Annotated in this window: 16 protein-coding genes; 8 read left to right on the top strand and 8 right to left on the bottom strand. The window is 38.9% G+C overall.

From position 1 onward, the window contains the following. Nucleotides 1–89 precede the first annotated feature (89 nt). Entirely contained in the window at nucleotides 90–1,907 is a 1,818-nt protein-coding gene (locus VB797_RS28730) for an ABC transporter ATP-binding protein (protein WP_323241182.1), read from the bottom strand. Nucleotides 1,908–2,570: 663 nt separating this feature from the next. Between VB797_RS28730 and VB797_RS28725 the strand changes: the two genes are divergently transcribed. Then, a complete protein-coding gene (locus VB797_RS28725; protein ID WP_323241181.1) occupies nucleotides 2,571–7,340 on the top strand; it encodes a PAS domain-containing protein in 4,770 nt (1,589 codons plus the stop codon). 18 nt (nucleotides 7,341–7,358) lie between these two features. On the opposite strand, the gene VB797_RS28720 is transcribed toward VB797_RS28725, so the two are convergent. Then, on the bottom strand, nucleotides 7,359–8,705 hold the full coding sequence (locus VB797_RS28720) for a pentapeptide repeat-containing protein (RefSeq protein WP_323241180.1): 1,347 nt from the start codon (nucleotides 8,703–8,705) through the stop codon (nucleotides 7,359–7,361). Nucleotides 8,706–8,916: 211 nt separating this feature from the next. Here VB797_RS28720 and VB797_RS28715 point away from each other — a divergent pair, with 211 nt between their 5' ends. Next, on the top strand, nucleotides 8,917–10,422 hold the full coding sequence (locus VB797_RS28715) for a hydroxysqualene dehydroxylase (protein WP_323241179.1): 1,506 nt from the start codon (nucleotides 8,917–8,919) through the stop codon (nucleotides 10,420–10,422). 179 nt (nucleotides 10,423–10,601) lie between these two features. Here the strand turns inward: VB797_RS28715 and VB797_RS28710 are convergent, their stop codons facing one another. The 3 genes from VB797_RS28710 to VB797_RS28700 all read right to left on the bottom strand — a co-directional run bounded on the left by VB797_RS28710 (nucleotide 10,602) and on the right by VB797_RS28700 (nucleotide 16,095). Next, the gene (locus VB797_RS28710; RefSeq protein WP_323241178.1) at nucleotides 10,602–11,048 is read right to left on the bottom strand and encodes a hypothetical protein; all 447 of its coding nucleotides are present in this window, start codon (nucleotides 11,046–11,048) and stop codon (nucleotides 10,602–10,604) included. Between the two features lie 251 nt (nucleotides 11,049–11,299). Then, the gene (locus tag VB797_RS28705) at nucleotides 11,300–12,151 is read right to left on the bottom strand and encodes a DUF72 domain-containing protein (RefSeq protein WP_323241177.1); all 852 of its coding nucleotides are present in this window, start codon (nucleotides 12,149–12,151) and stop codon (nucleotides 11,300–11,302) included. Nucleotides 12,152–12,969: 818 nt separating this feature from the next. Further along, the gene (locus VB797_RS28700) at nucleotides 12,970–16,095 is read right to left on the bottom strand and encodes a DUF4114 domain-containing protein (protein WP_323241176.1); all 3,126 of its coding nucleotides are present in this window, start codon (nucleotides 16,093–16,095) and stop codon (nucleotides 12,970–12,972) included. 448 nt (nucleotides 16,096–16,543) lie between these two features. Between VB797_RS28700 and VB797_RS28695 the strand changes: the two genes are divergently transcribed. After that, entirely contained in the window at nucleotides 16,544–17,119 is a 576-nt protein-coding gene (locus VB797_RS28695; RefSeq protein WP_323241175.1) for a Uma2 family endonuclease, read from the top strand. Nucleotides 17,120–17,135: 16 nt separating this feature from the next. On the opposite strand, the gene VB797_RS28690 is transcribed toward VB797_RS28695, so the two are convergent. Together VB797_RS28690 and VB797_RS28685 are read right to left on the bottom strand one after the other, a co-directional pair. After that, the gene (locus tag VB797_RS28690; RefSeq protein ID WP_323241174.1) at nucleotides 17,136–17,507 is read right to left on the bottom strand and encodes a hypothetical protein; all 372 of its coding nucleotides are present in this window, start codon (nucleotides 17,505–17,507) and stop codon (nucleotides 17,136–17,138) included. Nucleotides 17,508–18,030: 523 nt separating this feature from the next. Further along, nucleotides 18,031–18,522: a GNAT family N-acetyltransferase gene (locus tag VB797_RS28685; protein ID WP_323241173.1), complete on the bottom strand. Its 492-nt coding sequence runs from the start codon at nucleotides 18,520–18,522 to the stop codon at nucleotides 18,031–18,033. Between the two features lie 230 nt (nucleotides 18,523–18,752). On the opposite strand from VB797_RS28685, the gene VB797_RS28680 reads away from it, so the two are divergent. From VB797_RS28680 to VB797_RS28660, 5 genes are all read left to right on the top strand, one after another. Continuing rightward, complete coding sequence (locus VB797_RS28680; protein ID WP_323241172.1) at nucleotides 18,753–19,676, top strand: phosphate/phosphite/phosphonate ABC transporter substrate-binding protein; 924 nt, start codon at nucleotides 18,753–18,755, stop codon at nucleotides 19,674–19,676. A gap of 171 nt (nucleotides 19,677–19,847) precedes the next feature. Further along, on the top strand, nucleotides 19,848–20,582 hold the full coding sequence (locus tag VB797_RS28675; RefSeq protein WP_323241171.1) for a phosphonate ABC transporter ATP-binding protein: 735 nt from the start codon (nucleotides 19,848–19,850) through the stop codon (nucleotides 20,580–20,582). 36 nt (nucleotides 20,583–20,618) lie between these two features. Next, nucleotides 20,619–21,422 carry a phosphonate ABC transporter, permease protein PhnE gene (phnE, locus tag VB797_RS28670; RefSeq protein ID WP_323241170.1) on the top strand — a complete coding sequence of 268 codons (804 nt, stop codon included), beginning with the start codon at nucleotides 20,619–20,621 and terminating at the stop codon, nucleotides 21,420–21,422. An 88-nt stretch (nucleotides 21,423–21,510) separates the two neighbouring features. Continuing rightward, nucleotides 21,511–22,311 carry an SDR family oxidoreductase gene (locus VB797_RS28665; protein WP_323241169.1) on the top strand — a complete coding sequence of 267 codons (801 nt, stop codon included), beginning with the start codon at nucleotides 21,511–21,513 and terminating at the stop codon, nucleotides 22,309–22,311. 644 nt (nucleotides 22,312–22,955) lie between these two features. After that, entirely contained in the window at nucleotides 22,956–23,864 is a 909-nt protein-coding gene (locus VB797_RS28660; protein ID WP_323241168.1) for a hypothetical protein, read from the top strand. Nucleotides 23,865–23,979: 115 nt separating this feature from the next. Here the strand turns inward: VB797_RS28660 and VB797_RS28655 are convergent, their stop codons facing one another. After that, nucleotides 23,980–25,653, bottom strand: a complete 1,674-nt coding sequence (locus VB797_RS28655; RefSeq protein WP_323241167.1) for an ABC transporter ATP-binding protein — start codon at nucleotides 25,651–25,653, stop codon at nucleotides 23,980–23,982. Nucleotides 25,654–25,802 lie beyond the last annotated feature (149 nt).

Raw genomic sequence — 25,802 nt, 5'->3', positions numbered from 1 at the left:
TTTATCTTGCTCCCGATTACTTCCTATACTTCTCATTGTTTCCCATACCCAATCCCCATACCCAATCCCCAATTCCTAACTCCTCACTCCTAACTCAAAAGCTCTCCCGTTTCTTGCAATGAGTGCAATCTGCGGTAAATTCCTTGCTCCTGTAGCAGTTCGCTGTGGCTTCCTACTTCTACGATTCTTCCTTGGTCTAATACGATGATTTTATCGGCTTCTCTAACGGTACTCAGTCGGTGAGCGATGACTATGGTGGTGCGGGTTCCTTGAATTGAACGCATTGCTAATTGGATCGATCGCTCGGATTCATAATCTAAGCTAGATGTGGCTTCGTCAAATACGAGTACATCAGGATTAACTAGCAATGCTCTAGCTATTCCGACTCGCTGTCTTTGTCCTCCGGATAACCTGACTCCACGTTCGCCGACTACGGTATAATAACCTTCTGGTAATAAACTGATTACTTCGTCGAGTTTGGCAATCCTACAGGCTTCTTCTACTTCCGCAAAACTTGCGTTTTCGTTTCCGTAGGTCAGGTTATCTAAAACTGTACCGTTGAAAATATCTACTTCTTGGTGAACGATCGCCAATCTTCTTCGATACTCCCCAACATCCAAATCGCGAATATCTTCACCGTCAATCAGTATTTTCCCTGCTTGCGGCTCAAAGTAGCGAAACAGCAGTTTTACTAATGTCGATTTACCCGAACCGCTACGACCTACTAATGCCACCGTTTGATATGGTTCGATTAATAGATTGATATCGTGCAAAATCTGACGACTGGATTCATAACCAAAGTTTAGATGCGAAAATTCAACTTTCCCCGTAAAGTTGTAAGAATTTTCCGGTTTTCGCGGTTCTAAAAGCCCCTGGGAATCGATCCCCGATGGTTCTTGCAAAAATTCGTGAAATCTCAACATCGAGCTGTAACGACGGGCAAATATCTCTGCAAGGATGCTGATTGGCTCTAATTCGGCATATGCCATGCTCGATAGAGTCAAGGTCATGATGAACTGACCCAAGGTGATTCTACCGTCTATGGTGGCAGCTAAACTTAAACCAAGTATGGCGAATACGCAAAATTGAATTAGAGTTTTTTGCCAGGTATTCAGTTTCACATAACCTTTGTGAATCCGATATACAACTACTTCTAATTCGCGTTCAAAACGCTGCTGTTGCCGCTGTAATTCTTTGGCTTCTGTGGCAAATGCTTTGACTGTTTTGATGTTGCTAACAATTTCAGAAGTCCGACTTTCTGTATTTTCGGAATATTTATCTAAACGACTTTCGTATTTAATCAGCTGCTGCAAATGTTTTAAAGTAAAGCTGAGAATTACTACAAAAGAAACTAAAAATAAAACCGCAATCCGCCAATCAACGAAACAAATAAATACAAAAATTCCCAAAATTCTAAACAACTTGGGCAGCAATTGTCCGGTGATTTCTGGATAAGTCCAGGTATGATTAGAAATTCCTTTTGCAACCCGCGAAGCTATCCTTCCAGGGTTGTTTTCATCATAAAATTCTAATGGTAATGTAAGAATCTTTGCTACAGATTTTCCATTTTGGTCGCGACGGGCTTTTAAGGCAATATACCAGTGAAACCAACCGCTCAACCAAGGCTGTGTAGGCGCTCTCAACACCGTAACAACAAATATTAAACCCAGTAAAACACTTAACGATAAGGTTTTATTTACCGGATAATTTGTAATTGTCGAAATAGTGGCGATCGCACTTCTCAAAAACCCATCCAGTTGTTGCCCGGAAAGCACGTTCAAGATCTGCCCAATCGCATAAGGTACTAGTAAATCTAAAATCTCATAAACGCTGGATGCTGCAATGCTAAATAGGCTCAGTCCCCAATAAGGACGATAATAGTTAACGATATCTCGTAAGTTTGCCATGATGCACGCGCTCGTTTTCTGTGCAGTTTCCTTTTCAATTTTTATATACTACATACGTGCTACACATAAAGTCAATGGGTAGATTAGCAGATCATCCTTAAGACAGAAAGCAGGATTATCATAAGAACTATTATTTAGAACTGAATAATCTATCTTAAGAAAGGAAAACAGATGATATTTAATGATATTTTTAGAGATTATTTTAGATAGCTGTAAATTTGTTAATAATAATGACATTACTATATAGAAATTGCGATAAAGTTAAAATAAATTAGATATATTGGCTTGAATGCGACCAATAGAATATTTGTAGCAATATTTTTTAAGAATCTTACTTAAGATTTTAATTTGAAAACGAACTATTCCTTTTTACTTATACTTTTAGGTAAATGATTAGGACGAGGGAATAGGGACTCGCGGGGATTAGGCAGTATGGGTAAGGCGGAGACAGCCAATTTAGATTCTTTTACATAGTTGGTTTTTTCGTGCCAACTTGCTTGAATTTAAAGCAAAATTACTCTTATATGATGGCAAACCAAAAGCAAGTATAGCAACTTTGATGTATTTCCCCCAAGCAGGTTAATCTCAAATCCAAAATCCATTGACGCGCAAGCGTCTTCTCGTAGAGTAATCCAAAATTTAAAATCCAAAATCCAAAATCCTATGACGGGAGAAGATATTTTTATCGGGAATAGCGAAATGGCGGTTTTGATGCGCTCCTTTGACTGGTCGCAGACAAGCCTTGGTGCTGTGGAAACTTGGTCGCAAAGCCTAAAAACAACTTTAAATATACTGCTTACTTCCCAACATCCGATGTTTTTGTTTTGGGGAGAGGATTTAGTTCAGTTTTACAATGATGCCTACCGTCCGAGTTTGGGAGCGGACAAGCATCCCCAAGCCTTGGGAAATCGGGGAAAAGAATTTTGGACCGAGATTTGGCATGATGTTGTCGAACCCCAGATCGATGCGGTAATGAAGCGGGGTGAATCGACTTGGAACGAAGACCAATTAGTGCCGATGATTCGCAATGGTTATTTAGAAGAAGTTTACTGGACTTACGGTTATAGTCCGGTTCGAGATGACAAAGGTAATATTAACGGTGTGCTGGTTATTTGTACCGAGACAACCAAACGAGTTATCGATGAAAGACAACTGCGATCGCTACGAGAATTAGCAGCGGAAAATCTTGGGGTCAAGACGGTTGAGCAAGTTTGTCAAATTTCAGCCCGGACTTTAGCGAATAATCCCTCTGATGTACCCTTTGCGCTGCTGTATCTACTTGATGATAACTGTTCCAAGGCGCGACTTGCAGGGATTGCCGGATTAGATGCTCTAACGCCCGCCAGTCCGCAGGAAATTGAAATCGACGCGGAAGACGAAATTTGTCAATCGTGGGCTTTATCGACTGCTATAGCCACGAAAGAAAGTCAGATTGTCGAAGGATTACAACAAAAATTTGGATTGCTTGAAGCGCGGCCCCATACAGCCGTTGTCGTACCGTTAATCGCTTCGGGACAAGTTTACGTCAAGGGATTTTTGATTGCGGGTATTAGTCCGAGACGACCGTATGACGAAAATTATCAAGGATTTTTTGATTTAGTTGCCGCACAAATCGCGACTGCAATTAGTAATTCTCTGACTTGGGAAACCGAGCGCAGGATAGAGCAAGTTCGTGAAACAGCACGGATAGAAACAGCAGCCGTAGAAACTAGAATGCAAGATGCTTTATCAAGCATTCGCGATGGTTTCGCAATTTTAAATTATAACTGGCGGTTTACCTACCTTAATGATCGCGAAGTTGAAATTATCGGCATCAGACGCGAAGATTTGCTGGGTAAAAGCATTTGGGATATATTCCCCGATTTAGTGGATGGTGAATTTTACAATTGCGTCCAACAAGTGATGGTGGAACGAACATCAAGACGGTTCGAGTATTATTACCCTACTTGGAGTCACTGGTTTGAGATTCGAGTTTATCCTACTCCCGAAGGAATTGCAGTTGTAACTACTGATATTAACGAACCTAGGCAAGCCTCGCAAGCTCTTGAGGAAAGTGAAGCCCGATTTAGGCAAATGGCTGAGACAATTCCTAGTGTTTTTTGGTTACACGATTTACAAACAAATAAATTGCTTTACCTTAGTCCTGCTTTCGAGGAGGTGTGGGGATGCTCCCGTGAACATATATATGCTGATTTGGGTAGGTTAATTGAAACGATTCACCCGGAACACCGAGAGCAGATGCAGATGGCTCCCGCACGGTGTTTAGCAAATAATGGCAATATTGAAGAGTATCGCATTGTACGTCCCGATGGTTCGATTCGCACGATACGCGATCGCGGTTTTGTGGTATACGATACCGACGGTCAACCTTCCCGATTGGCGGGTGTTGCAGAAGATATTACCGACGATAAACTTGCAGCCGCAGCATTACAAGAAAGTAAAGAGCAGCTGCAATTAGCGTTAAAAACGGCTAAGTTGGGTTCTTGGCAACTTGATTTAAAGACCAATTATTTAACTGCTTCGGAGCAGTACAAAGCTAACTTTGGTCTATCATCTGACACAGATTTTACTTATCAGCTACTTTTAGAAAGAATACACCCCTACGACCGGGCTTGGGTAAAAATGGCGGTGGAAACGGCGATCGCCAACCGCACCGATTATGATGTCGAATACCGCAATGTTTGGGATGATAACAGCATTCACTGGGTTTTGAATCGAGGACAATGCATTTACGATGCAGCAGGAAATCCCTTAAAAATGGTCGGGATGTCAATGGACATTACCGATCGCAAACGAGCAACCGAACAACTGCAAGAAAAAGAAGCTCGATTGCAGTTTATGCTGGAATGTTCCCAAATTGGCGAATGGGATTTAGATTTGACAATCGAACCCTATACTGCTAATCGTTCGCTCAAACACGATCAAATTTTCGGATACAAATCGCTGTTACCGGAGTGGAGTTATGACATTTTTCTCAATCATGTCCACCCCGATGACCGCGAATCTGTAGATAAAAAATTTCAAGAAACGCTGTCAACTTATGTAGATTGGGACTTTGAATGTAGAATTATTCGCGCAGATGGGGAAATTGCTTGGATTTGGGTAAGAAGTAGCGTTTACCGAGATAGTAACGGCGATCCGATGCGATTAATTGGTAGCGTTACCGATATTACACAGCGCAAACAAGCCAGTGAACAACTGCGAGAAAGCGAGCGACGGTTGCGACGATTGGTAGAATCAAATATGTTTGGAGTCATTCTTGGCGATAGCTTTGGTGGGTTGCGTTATGCTAACGACTACTTATTAAATATGACCGGGTACACATTAGCAGAAATAGAGTCAGGTGGAGTACGTTGGGACGAATTGACTCCACCAGACTTTGCATTGTTGGATGCTAAAGCAGTAGAAGAATTATCTACAAAAGGGGTTTGTACGCCTTATGAGAAAGAGTATCGTCATAAAAATGGGCAGCGAATTCCAATTTTAGTTGGAGCGGCTTTACTTGACGAACCCTTCAACCTAAATCAAGAAGTTATTGCCTTCGTTATCAATCTAACCCAACTCAAACAAGTTACCGAAGAACGAGACAGATTTTTTGACTTGTCAGGAGATATGTTGGGAATTGCTAACCTTGAAGGCTACTTCACTCAGGTAAATCCGGCTTGGGAAAGAATATTAGGTTGGACTGCAACAGAAATAACAACAAGTCTCTATATTGAGTTTATACATCCCGACGATATAGCCGTAACGGTAGCGGAAGCGCAAAAACTGGCACAAGGACTTAACACCATCGGATTTGAAAACCGCTACCGTTGCAAAGATGGTTCCTACCGCTGGCTTGCCTGGAACGTTTCTTCCTTTCCCGAACAGCAGGTTCTTTATTGTGTAGCTCGCGATATTACCGCACAAAAACAAATAGAATTAGCATTACGTGAAAGCGAGTTAAACTTCCGCACCTTGGCGAATTCCATGCCGCAAATCGTCTGGACTGCTTTTCCTGATGGTTTTACAGACTACTACAATCAACGCTGGTTTGACTATACCGGCATGACCTTAGAGCAAACCCAAGGATGGGGCTGGGAACCCGTACTGCATCCCGACGACGTACAAAAATGTATAGATGTTTGGAGCCAGTCGCTTCGTACTGGTAATAAATACAATATTGAATACCGTTTTCGACGCGCTAGCGATGGAGAATACCGCTGGTTCTTAGGTCGAGCCGTTCCCCTACGCAATGATAACGGGCAAATTGTCAAATGGTTTGGTTCCTGTACAGATATTCACGACCAAAAAACCGCCCACGAAGCCGCAGAACAAGCCAACCGCATCAAAGATGAATTTCTCGCGGTTTTGTCCCACGAATTACGCACCCCCTTAAATCCGATTTTGGGCTGGGCAAAAATATTACAAAGAGGTAATCTAAACCCCACCAAAATGACAATAGCTCTCGAAACCATCGAACGCAACGCTAAACTACAAGCCCAGCTAATTGACGATTTGCTCGATATTTCCCGAATTCTCCGGGGTAAACTCAGGTTAAATGAAGCCCCCGTCGATTTAGTTACAGTTACTCAAGCTGCCTTGGAAACAGTTCGGTTAGCAGCAGAAGCCAAGTCAATTACAATACATACTAAAAAAGCATCATCGGTGGGAATAGTCAATGGAGATGAAGGACGTTTGCAGCAAGTAGTGTGGAATATTTTATCTAATGCAGTTAAATTTACTCCTGAAGGCGGACACATCTGGATAACATTGTCCCAAGTTGAAAACCACGCCCAAATCCAGATAAAAGACACCGGAAAAGGCATTAAAAAAGAATTTGTGCCTTATATGTTCGAGCATTTTCGCCAAGAAGACAGCGCTACAACCCGTAAATTTGGCGGCTTAGGTTTAGGATTGGCGATCGTGCGTCAAATTGTCGAACTTCACGGAGGAACCGTAACCGCAGACAGTCCCGGAGAAGGACAAGGCGCAGTTTTTTTAGTAAAAATACCAAGTACATCAGGGACAAAAGATACTAGTATGTTGCCGCAAGTTAATGAATCGCGTTCAAATTTAAAGGGGATAAATATCTTAGTTGTAGATGACGAACCAGATTCCCGTGACTTAATTAGCTTCGTTTTGGAGCAAGCAGGAGCCGCAGTTAAAGCAGTCTCATCAGCATCAGAAGCGCTGGAAAACATTGCCAAGTCAGTTCCAGACCTGTTAATTAGTGATATTGGAATGCCCGAAATGGACGGTTATGAACTGATAACAACAATTCGAGCATCCGAAGTAGGTAAAACAATTCCAGCCATTGCCTTAACAGCTTATGCAAGTGAAGCAGATCGTATTCAGGCAATTTCCGCCGGTTTCCAACAGCATATATCCAAACCCATCAATGCAAATACAGTTGTTGATATTGCGATCGCGTTAGTTAAGCGTAATTATTGACTGGGTAAAATACTCAAATCAATCATTAATAATATCTTCTTCTAAATATAGCTGTTTGGAAAACTCAGGAGTATACACTGCTTTTTCCCAGTTTTTAGCCTGACTAACTTGTTCGGGAGTCAAGTTTTTGGCTTCTACTAAGTTGGCACCATTGAGGTCAGTATTATTAATTTTAGTTCCGCTAAAATCAGCACCACTGAGCTTAGCATCGCTAAGATTGGCACTAAAGAAATTTGCTCCACTTAGGTTTGCTCCATTGAGTTTGGCACTACTAAGATATGCACCCAAAAGGTTAGCAAAACAAAGATTGGCACCGCTCAGATTGGCAAAACACAGATTAGCACTACTAAGATTCGCGCTGCTGAGGTTTGCACCATAAAAATTAGCTCCATTCAAATTAGCACCACTCAGATAAGCACGGCTGAGGTCAGCACCGTAAAAATTAGCACCACTAAGTTTTGCACCACTAAGTTTAGCTCCACTCAAATCAGCACCGTAAAAGTTAGCACCACTGAGCTTTGCACCATAAAAATTAGCCCCGCTTAAGTTAGCACCACTGAGCTTTGCACCGTTAAGATTAGCTCCATAGAAGTTAGCACCATAAAAATTAGCCCTGCTCAAGTTAGCTCCATTGAGATCGGTACCGCTGAGTTTGGCATAACTCAAATCAAGCTGCAATTCATTAATAAATTCTGCATCAATTAAAAATCGAATAATGCTTCCTTTTCGTTCTCCATCTATATCCAATCTGCGTAATACTGATAAAGTTCTCGCTCGTGCAACATCTAATGCTGCTTCCCGCAATGAATCATTAGCAGATAAGGATTTTAGGTTTTTATCAAGCAATAATTCTGACATTCGGTCAATATAAGCTTGCAGAGCTTCTTCATTTAAAATATTAGTTGTTTTTTCTTTTTCAGCTTTAGCTTGTTCGTCGGCTCTTTCTCTTTCAGCTTGAACTTGCTCGTCAATTCTTTCTTTTTCAGCTTGAACCTGTTCGTCGATTCTTTCTTTCTCAGCCTTAACTTTTTCTTCTGCTAATTTCTTTTCATTACTTTGAAATTGAGTTCCTAAAATAACTAACAATACTGGAATACCAAGCAACGCTAACCAATCCCAAAGTTTTTTAGCCGCTTTGATCTGTTCGGTTCTCTTATGAAGCGTAACAATCTCTCCAGTTTTAAAATTGATTGCTTGTTCTTCGCTAATCAGAATATCAGAAACAGGACCAAAACCAATCCAGTCAATTTGATATAGTTTTGGCAATAATAGCAGAAAAATAATTATCGAAACTAAAACAGCGATGCTGATTAGTAATTGCTGTCTCTTCTCATAAATTTGGATTACTTTTGAAATATTTCCCATTATCTATATATATCTAACTATCATTTTTCATATAAAGCTAAAATTCCAATCTTGGTAAAGCTTAGCTAACAAATACCGCATAAAATTTGCTCTTAATCTACTCCACATTATCCTAAAATTAATTAATTTGGGGAGACTTAATCGGTTAATTCTTTGCGACAAGTAACCCAAAATATATGATAGTTGTAATTGTTAATCTCGAACTGAAGTGATGCAAGCAGATATAAATAAAAAAGTAGTAGTAATCGGTGCGGGTTGGGCTGGTTTGAGCGCAACTCACCATTTAGCGAAACAAGGTTATGATGTGACGCTCCTCGAAGCTGGTTCCTATCCGGGGGGATTGGTTGCGGGTTGGAAAACTGGAAAAGGTAAATCTGTTGAAGCTGGTATTCACGGCTTCTGGTATCCTTACAAAAATATTTTTGCGTTGATCGACGAATTAAATATCAATCCTTTTACAACTTGGACTCGTTCTTCTCAATATTCTCCCGCAGGTTTGGAGGTTGAATCACCGATTTTTCAAGATTTACCCAGACTTCCTACACCTTTAGGAACGTTTATTTACACCCAGTTTAAAAGGTTGCCGTTAGTCGATCGCATCAGCGCTTTACCTTTACTTTACGCTCTAATTGATTTTGATAATTCCGATGCTGCTTGGAGACGTTACGATTCTGTTACAGCGCGGGAATTGTTTAAACAATTTGGGGTTTCGGCTCGACTTTACCACGAATCCTTTGAACCAATGTTATTGGTAGGTTTATTTGCACCAGGAGAACAATGTTCGGCTGCTGCAACTTTAGGAATGCTCTATTATTTTATTTTGGCACATCAACCAGATTTTGATGTAGTTTGGTGTCGGGGGACTGTGGGTGAAAAAATCTTCCGTCCTTGGGTAGAAAAAATTGAACAAGCAGGAGCAAAGGTACTTGCAAATAAGCGAGTTACGGATTTAGTTACTGATGGGAATCAAGTGAAAGGTGTGGTTTGCGGTAACGAAACTTTTGCAGCGGATGCGGTAGTTTTCAGCGTTGGGATCGGCGGAATTAAAAAGATTGTTTCTCATAGCGAAAGCTTACAAAGCCGTAAAGAATTTCGCAATTTGAGTAATTTAGGCGCAATTGATGTGTTAGCAACCCGCTTATGGTTCGATCGCAAAATTAATGTTCCTCTTCCTTCTAACGCTTGTTTTGGCTTTGATAAAACCACCGGATGGACATTTTTTGATTTAAATGCGCTTCACGATGAATACAAAAATGAGCCGGGAACGGTTGTAGAAGTTGATTTTTATCATGCTAATCAATTTATTGCTTTGAGCGATGCAGAAATTATTCCTATAGTGCAGAAGTATTTAACAAGCTGCGTCCCGGAATTTGCGATCGCAAAGGTAGTTGATAGCAGCGTGATTCGTTTACCCCAAGCTGTGACTCATTTTTCACCGGGTAGCTATCAATATATGTTACCAGCGCAAACAAGTTTTAATAATGTATTTATGAGCGGTGATTGGATTACCAGTCGTCACGGTTCGTGGTCGCAAGAAAAAGCTTATGTTACAGGTTTGGAAGCCGCAAATTTAGTAGTTTCCTATTTAGGACAAGGTGTAAATGCGAATATTTTACCAATAGAAGCAGACGAAGCCCACATCCAAGCTGCTAGAACTATTAATAATACTCTGCGGGGAATTAGTCAATCAGTTATTCCGAATTTTTGGCTACCGTAAATCAGTGAACAGTAATCAGTGAATTTAACCTCGTTCCTTAACTCCGGTAAGCTCTGCCTCTTATTATATTATTTGAGGCTGGAACCTTAACAGAATAATTCCCAGGTATAACCTGGGAACTAGTTATTTCCTATTCCCTACTCCCTACTCCCTACTTCCTACTCCCTACTCCCTACTTTCTAATTTTGCCTTACTTTTTGTTCTACATTTAATGAATCAATTCCCTGTTTTACCCAGCACCAACATTCGTATTCAGAATTAAACAACTTTGGTGCGGCAATGTTATTTAAAGAATCTGGTAGATAATGGTCGTAATAATATTTACCAGCTTCCTGGGAGACGATAATTAAATTATTGCGGAAAACATAGCGATGTTTGAACATATCGCGATCGCTAACGCGATCGCAATGCTGGTCTATATGTTCTTTGGCAATATTTACGATATTATCAACACTACTGCCATAGATTTTTGCTGGGTTTTCTGCTTTATGATACTGGCTTTTAGCTCCAATATCTGATATCAATTTGTACGAATAAATTTCGTGATTATCCGCTTTCCCAAAAACAAATGGTATGATGAGATATCCTTTGTAGGATAAGGATTTTTGATAAAGTAGGCGGTTCATAGATACCTCCCTATAAGTAAATGCTACCCAAAAGAATTGAACTTTTTAGCACGCAAAATAGTCTTTTAATTAGTAATCTAAAGTTGTATTATTTCGTGCCAAAATTTGCTTATACATCACTAGTATGTAAAAGCTTATAGAAATTATGAAAGCGGATAATTTTTAATCCCAACTTTCAATAAATTACTATGTTCTTGCGATTTATTTTTATCTACTTCTTTCAAGTTACCACAACTAGCGTAGAGTGCAACTTACCAGATTAGTTGTTTAGGAGAATTATTAAGCAGGTTCCAAGGGAGGGGTGAAACCCCTATACCGCTCTGTTCTAATAAGTTGTAGAAATGACGAACTGTCATGGGTGAATTTTCTTCTTGGGGACAGTGGACAAAGAAGTAAATTTGCTTTCCAGCTTGCAACCATTGCTGAATATGAGTTACCCATTCTTCTAAAAACGGTTGATTCATGGGTAAATTCGGATGGGAAATAAAGCGAATTAAAGTAAAAGGTGCTGTGACGTTAAATTCAACGGGTAATTGAGGTTTACGTCGTTCGGAACCCAGTTGTGGGTCGTCTTCTCCGATATAGATGGGACGGGAATCTAGAATTACTTTTCCTACCCCAAAATTTTGTAAAAGATTTGTCAAGTTGTTAGCGTGGGGTTGTTTAAACCAGTCACGATGTCTAACTTCTATAGCTAAAGGTATTTGCGTTTGCTGCCAAGCTGCGATAAAAGTGGTTAAGTCCTCGATGGATGTTGGTGCGTAACTTGGTGGTAATTGTGCAAACATCGGTGCAAGACGGGTACCCAAAGGACGCATGATTTCGGCGAATTTTAAAGCATCATCAATGTAGGGTTTGAGTAAGCCGTTATGAGTAATAAAACGAAGTAATTTCAGGCAAAATTTAAACTCAGGTGGTGTTTGCTCCACCCAGCGTTCGACAGTTTTTTGATTTGGTACCGCATAAAAAGTAGTGTTACCTTCCACAGCGGTGAAGCGACGACTATAGAGGTGAAGAAAATCTGTAGAGCGAGTACCTTGAGGATAAAATTTACCTACCCAACCTTTATAAGACCAAACAGCGCACCCAATAAAGAAATTCACTTTTTTTAGTTAATAACAGTTAATATCAACATATCATTTTTTGGGTCTGGGGTAATATAGTTATCAATTTGAACAGAAGTTTAATCCTGTGTTTATCGGTACTATAGAAAAAATTTATTCTACAGATAAAATAATTTTATGCTGTTAAAAGAAGTATATATCTTTGTCAAACAAAAATTAAAGTTTGTCTCGTGTCTAGCAGAATCAAATTAAGCACATTGCTATCGTAAATGGAGAATCTTCAACTATCTCAAGTTTTAGATTATAAGTAAAAATCATCGTTTAAAATTTGCATCTTTGCTAACAAATAGCAAGAGCTTTTTTATGGCATTTATTCAGCAAACTGTTGTCAAATCCTAATACAAATAGAAAAACATGGAATATATTCTTTATACATTAATAAGTATTTTAGTTGGCTCGCTTGCTGGTTTAATCTGGTTTGTAGTAGCGAAAAAAACTCCTTCTAAAAAAATTAAGTTTTATCTTGGGTTCATCTATTCTGGTAGTAGTATCTTTAATAGTTGTCTGATTATTACAGTAGTTGGAAAATTTCTTTCAGTATTGCCGAGTGTCAATTCTCAGTTTGAAATCAATAATTCTATAGAATGGTTATATAAACTAATTACTGTTTGGGGCTTTATGAGTAGTACTATAACTACTATTATTTATATCATGTGTGTGGTTAGTGATATGATAATTGATAGATTTAAACATATTAAAGATTAGTAATTAGGTAAACATAATATTTCTCGTTAACACGTTGTAAATTCATGATAGTGCGTTAAAAATCAAGCTAACGCACTATTTAATTTAAAAGTTTAACTAACTCGAATTTTCTCTTCATCAATAGATACAAAATATTCCGGTTTTTGAATTTCTGCTACTTTTGTATCTTTAAGCAATGCGAGAAATTCAGAATTAGCAATAATCGCGGTATCTCTGGAACGTCCGAATAATCCACTACGTAATTCTTGGAAGGTTAATTCTCCAAAGTTAAGATTAATCAAACCAATTTTATCGGTACCAACTTTAAAATCTTCAATGACATCAGTTTGATCTGAAACAACACCACCGTCACCGGGTTTTAAAATAAATGTATCTATCCCGGAACCACCATTTAATTTATCTTTACCAATACCGCCGAAAAGAATATCATCATTCTTATTACCGATAATAGTATCGTTTCCAGCTTCACCGAAGAAAATATCGTTTCCGTCTCCGGTATAGCGATTATCTCCACCAATATTTAAAAAGTCAGCACCGTTGATTTCTTGATTAATAAAACTACCGATAACGATATCATCTTTGTTACCTGTTTTTGCTTTTCCAATTAATAAAGTTGCTCGATCATCTTTGTTAACGTCAATGATTCCTTTATAACCTCCGTTGTCTTCTCGACGGATTCTTAATTCGTCAAAATCTTCGATGGGTAATTTATCTATAGATTCATAAGCTCTGACACCGAGTAAATCGCCGATTAAACCTTGTTGATTAATTGTATTAGTAAAAGTTTTAACTACTCTAGCGTGTTCGCTACCAAAATCAGTAGCAAACTCAGATATTGTTCCGAAATCCATTTGAAAAGCTTCATCAGCAGTAACAGCTAATTTTGGATTTCCCGCAATACTTTTTTCCCCGACAAATGCTCTAGAAAATACCGATACATCGGCGAATTTTGCGGGAGCTTGAGTATCTTGTATCCTACCATCTACATCGTATATATCTTCATTTGGGTCGTTAAACAATGGATTTTCATCGCGATTTCTTGCTGACGGGGGGTCTAAAGCAGTAATTGTTCTGGTACCTTGGGTATTACCTGATAAAAATGTATTGTTTTCCAAGGTAAGTCCGTCTCTGTAAATTCGTCCCATTTCCGCATTCACCAAAGAACCCAAACTGTGACCAATTAAATTCAAACTTTGGGAAGCTTTCTGAATATCAATTCCATAAAAATCCTTTAAAGCTTTAACCGCAAATTCAGCAACTGGACTAATCCAAGTAGCAGCACGGAAATTCCCTTTACCCGGAACACCAAACTCAACACCTAACGTTTCCGAATTATTGTAAGCTGCTTCTCTCCAATCTAATAATAGAACGCGATCGCCAGGTTTGGTTTTACTAATTTCCTGCGCTACATCGGCAATTTTTCCTTCAGGAGCGTCATTCCAACCGTGGATTATCAACCAGGTTTGCTCTGCTTGAGCGGGGTTGTTGACTTCTAAAAAACCAACGTTACGGACGCTAGGGTTATTTTTTACTTTTTCGTTGAGTAAAACTCCTTCCTCACTTCCTCCCGTAACCACTCCTTGGACTGGTAGAGTACCTGAGAGCGGATTGGGAGGAAGGGTGTAGGGACCAGCTATTCCTGTAATTGCATTAATTGTGGTATCACCGTAACCTTCAGCTTGCAAAGTCATGGTTTGATTACTACCAGTACCGTCGGATGCAAGTTTGATGTTATAGGTATGGTTGTTTCCTTCAACTTTGGTTGGTGAAATTTCTTTGATATAACCAGAATTATCATTTATCGGAACAATATTTATTCCAGCACTATTTACACTTTGAGGTGTTGGTGTATTCGATTGAAATGCTTCGGGTATGGTAACAGTAAGGTCAAAGCTTATTTCTTCTTGTGGTTTCAAAAAAACATTAACTGTATCTAAAGATAATGGTGAATCATCACTACTGGTAGTAGAGATAATGTTACTCGAATCCTCATCACCAATATTTAGAACGGCAGTATTTTGATTCCCAAGAATAGCACCACTCAAGTTTACTAAAGATAAATTAACAGTTTCGCTACCTTCTTTTAGCTCATCGCTAAAGATAGGAATAGCGATATTTTTTTCGATTTCTCCATCAGCAAAGTTAACGATGATAGCAGCACCATCAAAATCTTCACCAGCGGTAGCAGTACCGTTGATTAAATTGACTGTAGCGCTAACACTGCCAAAATCACCGTCAGTCCGAATTATCTTGGCTGATAAAGTAGAGATTCCCGATTCAAAAGTATTAAATTCAGATTTTTCAAACTCTAATTTACCGGGATTATTGCTTAGATTAAACTTATTATTATTTCGAGCAAATTCGATTAACTGTTTTCCTAACTCGGTTTCATCCCAACTATTAACATTATCTAACTCATTAAAAAATGTTGCTTGACTCGCTGCACCTTTAACGTGAAAAATAATATCGTTGTAATCGGTATCGGAATTTTTATCTAAACGTAAATCCTCCATCCCGAACACACCACCATCAATAGTTCCTTCTACCAACTGTGTCATTTGAATTGCGTTATCGGGGTTCGCTGATGCTATGGAAAATAAAGGACGCTTGTCATCGTCAACGACTTGATTATTCAATAGTTCCCGAATGTTACCTTGAGGAACTAACATCAAAGCAAAATTATCTCCAGGATTCATCATAAAGGTTTTTACACCTGCATAATTCCCTGCATTTTTATTGCTTTCTGCTAATTCTCCCGTAAACTTCGCACCTTCAGAACCATCATTAATCACAACGTAACCTTGCTCCGAATTAGTCAAAGCACGACGAGCAGCTTCTTTTATATACTGATCATCACCGGGATTTGATTCCATTCCCGCAAGATTAAAAATAGCCAATTCGCTTTGATAACTACCCGCATCAAATAAGAAATCAATCGTAAATTTACCAGTTGCATCGACTGTAAAAATCCCATTATCGATAAGATTTGTATTTAAAGCAGCTTGCGGTTGAGGAGCAATTTGGGAATCAGATAATTCTCCCGTAAAATCTGATTCTAAAGTAAGAGGAGTAACTTCAGAAGATGCAGTTAATATCGGTTTTTGAAAGCTTCCCGTAAGATTATTCTCAAAGGTTGAAGTATCTGTATTAAATGAGTTGTCAAGTGCTAAAAGGTTAGTGTTTTCTAGATTTGGAATGAGATTTTCTAGATTATCCATAATCTTAATTGAATAAAATTTACGTCATGCTTGAATGTAGCTGATAAAGCAGCATTCATATTCAGAATTAAATGTAACGCTGCATGTAGTTTAATAATCAGCCGGGTTGGTTAAAATAGCTTAACGCATTCCGATTAATGATACACAATAATTATTGTCCTTACACGCGCTGTTAATTGATTATTTGATTTCTAATGAATTGATATTAAGTTAGTTTAAAATCCATATCCCGCACTTATGACTATTACAGCCTGTTTCGGTAGCTTATTAGTAGTCATAGAACTGTAAATAGTAAATATATATTTGCTTCTGCACGATTAATTGTAAGATAAATTATGTGTTATGGATAACATTTTTTCTTAAGGTTACTTCTCACTATTCCCTATTGCCTAATATCAACGCTGCGTTAAACTAAAGCTATGAGATACCCCGCATTTGTTTTATTTTTATGCAAGCCTTAACAGTAGATTTTAAACCCATTATTGATTTAACAGACGAGCAATTTTATCAGCTATGTCAAACAAATCAAAACTTAAGATTTGAACGTAATTCAACTGGAGAGATTATAATTATGCCACCAGTAGGAGGAGAAAGCAGTAACCGCAATGCAGGATTAACTGCTCAATTATGGATTTGGAATCAAAAATATAAGCTTGGAATTACCTTTGATTCTTCTGGTGGTTTTAAACTTGCTAATGGTGCAGACCGCTCTCCAGATGCTGCTTGGGTAAAATTGTCAAGGTGGAATGAGTTAACACCAGAACAGCAAACGAAATTTTTACCGCTTGCTCCTGATTTCGTTATTGAGTTACTTTCACCAAGCGATAGCTTGAAAACGACTCAAACAAAGATGAAAGAATATATCAGTAACGGTGTACGTTTGGGTTGGTTAATTAATCGTAAAAATTCTCAAGTAGAGATTTACAGAATTGGAAAAGAAGTAGAAGTTTTAAATAATCCAAATAGTTTGTCAGGTGAGGATGTTTTACCTGGTTTTATGTTGGACTTACAGATGATTTGGTGATTGTGCAATAATTTTATTAATCGTCGGCTTCTTCGGTTTCATCTGAGTAGTTAAACATAAAAACAAATCTACTTTTAGGTAAAATCAATGTTGGTAAATAAAGTGGTTGATTGTCCCAACCGTCTTCTTTTTTACATTTTTGATATGCTACAACGAGTGTAGAAACATCCGGATATTTCCGTTTTGCATCTGTGACCCATTTACTTGTACCAAAACCATAACCGAACCAGTTTCCAGGTTCTTGACGTTTCATATCTAGTCCCTTAACGTCCTTTCCACGACGAACGTTAATACGACCTGTTGTTAAACCTTTAGCTTTCATTGCTTCTAATGACTCTCGAACTCGCTTATCTTCCCACTTGTAACCGTCAATTTTCTTACTAATCATGTACGAGAGTATATCGATCAAAAAATCAATTTCTACCTCATAATATTCTTCATTGTCTACCTGGACCGCTCACATAATAACTACCATGAGGTTGTCTGGATATGGAAATATGCTGATCGGTAATACCATTTTCTGTGTCTAGAATATTCATCAGTCGCTCTTTAGATACACAGCATATACCGTCTCGATGACATATAAAAGCGATATACAGGTAATAATCAGGATAGTGGTAGAGTAATTTATCTAAAGCTTCTTCTTCTTGAATGCTTAAAGTAAAAGACCAAGATGATTTCGGTTTTGTTGAATGTTTAAAAAGAACTGCGGATTGATAATTTGTAGTTTCAATTAAGTAAATTGACGGGTGTATTGAAGAAGCGGGAATAATAGCTACTTGATTTCCATAATCTACTAAACGTATAAATGCAACTCCTTTGAGAAATTCACAATCTTTAATTACTTCAGTATCTACTTACTTTAAGCTTTAAATTCAGTATAAACTATGTTCATCATTTACTTAATCATTCTATCCCACCCGCAACCCCAAAATTACCAAGTCGCGCTCTACACCATCAATATCCGCAATTTCCGGTAAATATCCCCAACTTTCAAAACCAAACTTTTCAAACAGTTTTAAACTTGCTTCATTGTGAGCAAAAATAAATCCAATTAACCTATTTAATCCCAAATCGGGACTTTGATGAATCGCTTCCGCTAACAACCGCTTCCCCAAGCCATGACGATGATAGTTTGAAGCAATATAAATACTTATTTCGGCAGTTGCATGATAAGCAGGTCTACCATAAAAAGGTTGAAAACTCAACCATCCCGCAACTATACCCTCAATTTCTATTACCCAAAGAGGATGTCTTAAAGGCGATCGCGCTTTAAACCAGTTTACACGACTTGCTACAGATACGGGTTCTAAATCGGCTGTTGCCATGCGATCGGGGATTGAAGCATTATATATCGCCACAATCGCCGGTAAATCATCTTCAGTCCCATGACGGATAATCATTTGCAGTTTATCTACGACAATATGAAGAAATAATACAGAAATATCGATCGTATTTGTAATACATAGGGAAATTATTACGGCAGTAGAATTGGCAGTTACTCATACTTGAGTTAAAGGCTACAAAAAACTATTGACTTTATTTCAAATTTATTTCAATATCTATACAGACTAATTGCAAGTAATTTGCAACTGTTATCAAAAAGAATAATTACCAATTAGGAGTGTTGCTAATGACTCGTAGCAAGAAAACTGTTGTGGGTGTAGCATTGGCTGCACTTACTGGCTTGTCTGTGATAGGAATAAGTACGCAGCAATTGTTCGCTCAAAGTAGACGCACGATTAACATGGTTTTCCCTAGTCGTTCAGACTCAACCGATTTACAAATAAAAGCCGATGCGGTAGCAGCATTTATATCCAAAGAAACAGGAATGAACGTTCGCGCTCAGGTTGGTGATGATACAGCTGCTGTGGAAGCGTTACGAGCGAATCGAGCAGATGTGGCGTTTTTGAGCAGTCGTCCAGCCTTAAAAGCAGAACAACTTGCAAAAGCCAAGCTGTATTTAGCAGAAGTGCGCCAAAATTACTCTGGTGGCTATACTTATGATTCAGTTTTCGTCGTTCCCAAAAATAGCTCGTTACGCTCTGGACAATCGAAAGCGACTTTAGGGCAACTCAAAGGTAAAAAGATGTCTTTTACTTCCCCGACATCTGGTAGTGGCTTTATTTTTCCAGTTAGTCAGTTAGTAAAATTGGGGTTTGTCCCTAATAAAGATCGTCTGAATGGATTTTTTGGACAGGTTAGTTATGGTGGCAATTACAGCAAAGCTCTGCAAACAGTTTTGCGCGGACAAGCAGATGCAGCAGCAGTATCGGAATATGCGATGTTGCCACCTTACATCACTAACCAAGAGCGATCACAGTTACGAGTACTCTATAAAATTAATGGAGTTCCTGCCCACGGTGTAGCAATTGATGATGATGTATCTGTGCAAGACCGCGATAAGTTAATTAATGCAATGTTGAAGTTGAACCTGCCAGGAAATAATGGTTTGCTGCGTAACCTGTATAATTCGACTAAGTTAGTACGGGTTAATCATAGTACTCATCTTGCTCCCGTTCGCACTGCACTGCAACGCATAGGCATTGAACCCTAAAAAAATCGCACTATCAGCATGATTTTATTGCTAATAATTGACAAAAAGCTAGGACTGATAAAAAATATAAGTTGATAAGCTTTTTAAGAATTATTAGTATTAATCTGGGATAGTGTATCCGGGTGCATCTAATTCGATCTCAATTAAAATTAATTTCACCGGCAAAATCCCATGAACGAAACCGTAATTGAGTGTTTGGGTTTAAAAAGCGTTTATTCTGAAAATTTACAGCGTCCCATTCTCAACGGCATTGATTGTCGTATCCATCGTGGTGAATTTGTCGCATTGCTCGGATTGAATGGAGCGGGAAAATCTAGCTTGTTGCGATCGCTCGTGGGACTAATGCCAATTGCACAAGGTACTGTAGAGATCGATGGAATTAAACTGAACCCTCGCACCCTACCAGGAATTTGTCGTCAAGTGGGGATGTTATTTCAAGGAGGTGGTTTAATTCGGCAAGTTTCGGCGATTGATAACGTTTTATGCGGTAAATTAGGAACTTTAAAAACTAGTCAAACTTTATTTGGTTTTCCCAAACACTACCGTCATCAAGCATTAGAATTATTAGAACAATTAGGGTTACGCGAACAAGCATATCAAAAAGTTTGCCAACTTAGTGGTGGACAACAGCAACGAGTTGCGATCGCACGAGCTTTAATTCAATCACCACAAATATTACTTGCTGACGAACCGACAACTGGATTAGATGTTATTGCATCACAACAGGTGATGAAAACTCTGTCAAAACTTAATTCTCAGTCTGGAATCACAGTAATTGTAGTGCTACACGACTTAGAAATGGCTAAGAAATATGCCCATCGAGCCATAATTTTGAATGCTGGAAAGATTTCCTATGATGGTACCTGCGAACAAGTCCAAGAAAAGTTTACTCAAATGTGTGTCTAAATAGTTTGCTAAACGGGTGAGAAACAAAAATTTAAAATGAAAAATCTGACTTTGCTGTGGTCTAATTTTTGGAATCGCTATACTTGGATTGTTCGGTTAATTATTTTAGCAATTATTATAGTTATATATCGATGGGCTTTAAGCGGATTACAAGTTGATTTTGGTTTGCTCAAAGATAGTTATCCATATATTGTTGATTTTATTTCACGCTTATTTCCTCCTAACTTATCCGTTCTTGATATTGCAATTAAAGCCTTAATCGAAACTATTCAAATGTCATTATGGGGAACGACCATCGGGGCAATTATCTCACTACCGATTGCGATCGCGAGTTCCCGAAATATCGCTCCTCAATGGTTACGCTGGTTAGCAAATTTACTTCAAAATGCAGTGCGCTCGGTTCCTTCCATTGTTCTAGGTTTATTATTTGTTGCCGCGACAGGATTAGGTGCGCCTGCGGGAATGCTCGCCTTAAGTATATATACTGTAGGTTACTTAGCTAAATTTTACCAAGAAGCTATCGAAGCCGTAAATCCGCGATCGCTCGAATCATTACGAGTTATAGGCGCATCTCCCAGCCAAATCGCTCAGTACGGGATCTTACCACAGATATTACCTTTGAGTTTAGGGTATACCTTGTGGATGTTTGAGTATAATATTCGCGCAGCTTCGGTCTTGGGTGTAGTAGGAGCGGGTGGAATAGGTTTTCAACTTAAAAGTTACATCGACGGATTTGAGTATACAAAAGCCACAACAATGATGTTGGTGTTGTTGGTAGTTGTGACAATTATTGATGCAATTAGTAGCCAGCTACGTCACCGTTTGGAATCAATGTCCTAAATCATTTTCAGTCGCATGACGGATAATCATTTGCAATTTATAAACGACAATATTAAGAAATGATACAGAGATATTGACATTATTTGTTATGCCTACCGCAATTATTACAGGTGGTTCTCAAGGAATTGGTAAATCAACAGCTCTTTTATTGGCTCGCAAAGGATATGATTTAGTGTTAACTGCACGACAAGCTGACACCTTAGAAGCAACAGCAGCGGAAGTTCGTGCGATCGGCACAAAAGTATTAGCTATTCCGTGCGATGTCAGTCAGGAAGCACAAGTAAATACCCTAGTATCAAAGGCAATAGATTCTTTTGGCAGCATTGATGTTTTAATTAATAATGCTGGGGTCTGTATGACCGGGCCAATTGAACACACAAGATTAGATGATTGGCATCGAATTATAGATGTAAATCTCTGGGGATATATTCACACAATTCACGCGCTTTTGCCCCATTTTTTACAGCGTGGTAGCGGAACAATTGTGAATGTCGGCTCTATCGGTGGTAAATTACCCTTACCCGAAATGACCGTTTACTGCACCAGCAAATACGCGATTACAGGTTTAACAGAAACCTTGCGACTAGAATTAAAACCCAAAGGTATCCATGTAAGTGCAGTGCATCCCAGCGCAACTGATAGTAACTTCATGGAAAGAGCGCAGTTTCGCGGAAGTAGCGAACAAGAAGCCGAAAAACGTCGCAATTCCATGAGTAGTTTTCTAAAATCACCCGCAGCAAGCAAACCCCAAGATGTCGCTGATGCAGTCTGGGATGCAGTGAAACATCAAAAAGATGAAGTAATAGTTGGTTCGGGGTCATTTATGTCAGCTGCTTATAAATTCTTCCCCGGTTTGATGCAGTTCGCGATGCAGACATCGAAACAGTAAACGCGATATTAGCTTAAGCTTCGGAAAAGCTGTTGACTCTATGAGTAATAACTAGTTAACTAGTTCCCAGTCTCCGACTGGGAACCCCTGTATGTGAGGCTCTGCCTCAAATATATTAATTCGACTGAAAACCGCTACATTTAGCTTCTCTTGAGACTTTCGCTATGAGTCGGGGAATTGCATTCTCCAGTGGTAAGCCATAAAACAATTATCGCGGTGCGTTGCGCTACGCGACAATACACCCTACAACTTCTGTTCGCCGTTTGCTGAATTACTGTCTTTAGACTGATGCAACTTTACTACTTTTAGGCATATGTCACACTATGGACATAAATGATTATATTGCTGTAAAAGTCAATATTTATTTACTAATATATATATATGTATCCTGATAACCTGTATTTTTATTAGCATATTAAGGAAAATTAACTTAGTCATTAAAGTCTATTTAGCTGTTTTAAAGATATTTATATCTAGAAGCGCAGCGTAAATAAAAATAGTTTCAGTTAATCTGCTTGGTGGATTATAGTTCACTTTTCTAGCAGCATAAAATTCTCATTTGTAAAACTGCATTTCTCACATAAAAGCCTCTTTCTCTATGTAGTTGAGGAGGTAATTTTTGCTATGCCAACATGATAGAAACTATGCTAGATAATATTGCAACAACAGATACAATAGAATCGGTTGAAAATAAAATCGGTAAAGCGGCCGAAATTGCGCTTATTTTCGGTAGAGTCAGAAGCGGTATTTGGCTGTTTGGTATTCCATCTTGGCTGTTTGGTATTAGCGACAGAAGTTTTGCTGCATTTGCCGATGGTTACTTATCCGCGATTGAAGTTGTACAGTTATTTACAGCAGCTTTATTCTTTGCAAGCTGGTTATTTTTGAGACCAGATGCACCGAATCATCGTGATGCGATCGCATTGCAGGAATGTTGTAATAGAGATGGTTTTAAGCCTGGTTTAAAGCAAAGATACATGATTAGTCAGGAATATATCTTACCTTTTCCTTACATCTGTCAAATTTATCATTTATTAAATTTAAAGCATCTAGAAAGCATTCATCACTTTAGTTTAAATAACCTTAAGGTTGTTGGGATTAGTGATTTTCAGCTTACAGAGAATGGCGGACTTATTACATTTCAAACTATCTTAGATTCACCTTTTAATCCTCTGAGAATTTGGAGAAAACCGATTGTAGAGGTTGATTTAATTTTACACAATCCTTACACGGTAGAATTAAGTATTCCAGTTTATAATCAAAGACGAATAACTGTAATATTTCATGCGGTTCCCTTAAACGAAAACGAGCATTATTTCTTTATTGATATTTACAGCGATTTAGAATGGTTTAAGCCATTTTTACAGTTATTACTGCATTTTGCTTCTTGTTTAACTTTATTTGAAGATTTACCTTACCTACGCAGTCTTGCGGAAAAAAATCGAGATAGCTTACTTAAATTAAGTAAATCTAACTGTAAAAGTATGTCGCTTTACAGAAGATTTGTTGAACTATACGGAGCAACTTTAAATAATTATCCCATACTTAATTAAGAAAAATGGGGATTGGGCATGAGGCATAGGTCAAAGGTCAAAGGTCAAAGGTAATAAGTTCTCCCCATCCCCCCATCCCCCCATCCCCTTATCCCCCCGTCCCCCCATCCTCTTCCTAAGCTCTTGCTAACAACGGAGCGGCAGCAAGTAAAGTTTGAGTATAAGGATGCTGGGGATTGCTGAAAATTTTCTGTGTTGCACCAAGTTCGACGATTTTACCACCATGCATGACGGCGATTCTGTCGCACAGAAATCTGGCTAACCATAAGTCGTGGGTAATAAATAAATAAGTTAACTCGAATTCTGCTTTTAATTCCAACATCAAATCTAAAACTTGCGACTGGACGCTAGCATCTAACATACTCACGGGTTCGTCGCAAATTACCAACTTGGGACGAGTAATCAAAGCTCTTGCGATCGCAACTCTTTGCTGTTGTCCTCCGGATAAGTCGGAGGGATAACGTTGATAGTACATTTCGGATGGGTTCAATCCAACTTTATCAAGCATCCATAATACTTGCTCTTTTGCGGCTCCGGCATCTGCTATATGATGAATAATTAATGGGTCGGCTATGTTTTGTCCTACCGTCATCGTCGGATTTAAACAAGCGTGGGGGTCTTGGAATATCATCTGCATTTGTCGTCGTTCGGAGCGTACTTGTTGACGCGACAAAGTGGTTAATTCTTTACCTAAAAATTCAACTTTACCCCCCGTAGGACGAATTAACTGTAATATTGTCCGCGATAACGTGCTTTTTCCACAACCCGATTCCCCAACCAATCCGAGAATTTCTCCTTGATATAGTTCTAAATTGATCCCGTCTACTGCTTTGATGGTTTGTCCTTGTCCTTTAAATATTCGTTCGATAAAATTTGGTTCAATAGTGTAGTGCTGCTGTAATTCTTTGATTGCTAGCAACGGTGTGACATGAGATGCTTTTTCCTTGAGACTACCTGATAATTCCTTGCCTATATCTGCATTCTCATCATCTGAAAATGTCTGTATGTGCAATGCTGCTTTCAAAAGCGATCGCGTATATTCGTGTTGGGGATTGCGGAATACTTCCTTGGATAAACCCGTTTCTACCATCTTTCCTTGGTACATCACCCCAATGCGATCGCAATATTCGGCAACCATTGCTAAGTCGTGGGATATCAGCAGCAATCCCATGTTTTCCTCAGCGCACAATCGAGTTAATTCCTGTAAAATCTGAGCAGAAACGGTGACATCTAAACTGGTGGTGGGTTCGTCAGCAACAATTAATTTGGGATTTAACAATAAAGCTAAAGCAATAGCTACCCGCTGACGCATTCCACCGCTAAACTCGTGGGGATACTGACTCCATCTTTCCGGGGGAATGTTTACCTTTTGTAAAGTGGCGATCGCTTTTTCCTTTGCCTGTAAATTGGATAACTGGGGTGAATGGGCTTTGAGAGTTTCCAGACAGTGGTTGCCGATGGTCATTAACGGATCTAAGCGTGTCATCGGGTCTTGGAAGATTAATGCTACCGCTTCTCCCCGAAATTTCCGCAGTTGCTCGGAGTTCATTTCAAATACAGCCCGTCCCTGAAACATTACCCGTCCTTCGATGCGTGTGGAGGCAGGTAATAAACGCATCCCGGCACGTCCTAAAGTAGATTTACCACAGCCAGATTCCCCCACCAAACCCATTCTTTCGCCGGGTTGCAGCGCGAAAGAGACACCATCTACAGCCCATTGCTCCTCTTCTGTACCGCTCGTAGCATATCCTACCCGTAAATTTTCAATTGACAATAAAACATCGTTCATAATTGTTTATGGGTTATTTAGTGATAAGTTATAAATCTGACAATCAAATTTTTTATACTTTATCAGATTTGCCCTATAAAGCTTGTTACTTTCCCGTTTAAAACAAGAGTCTTCTGGTCTCGATCTGGTTCCCATAGTCATTCTGGCAA

It is taken from the genome of Rivularia sp. UHCC 0363 (genome assembly GCF_034931125.1).
Taxonomy (GTDB): domain Bacteria; phylum Cyanobacteriota; class Cyanobacteriia; order Cyanobacteriales; family Nostocaceae; genus Rivularia.
This window is presented reverse-complemented; position numbering and strand designations above follow the sequence as displayed.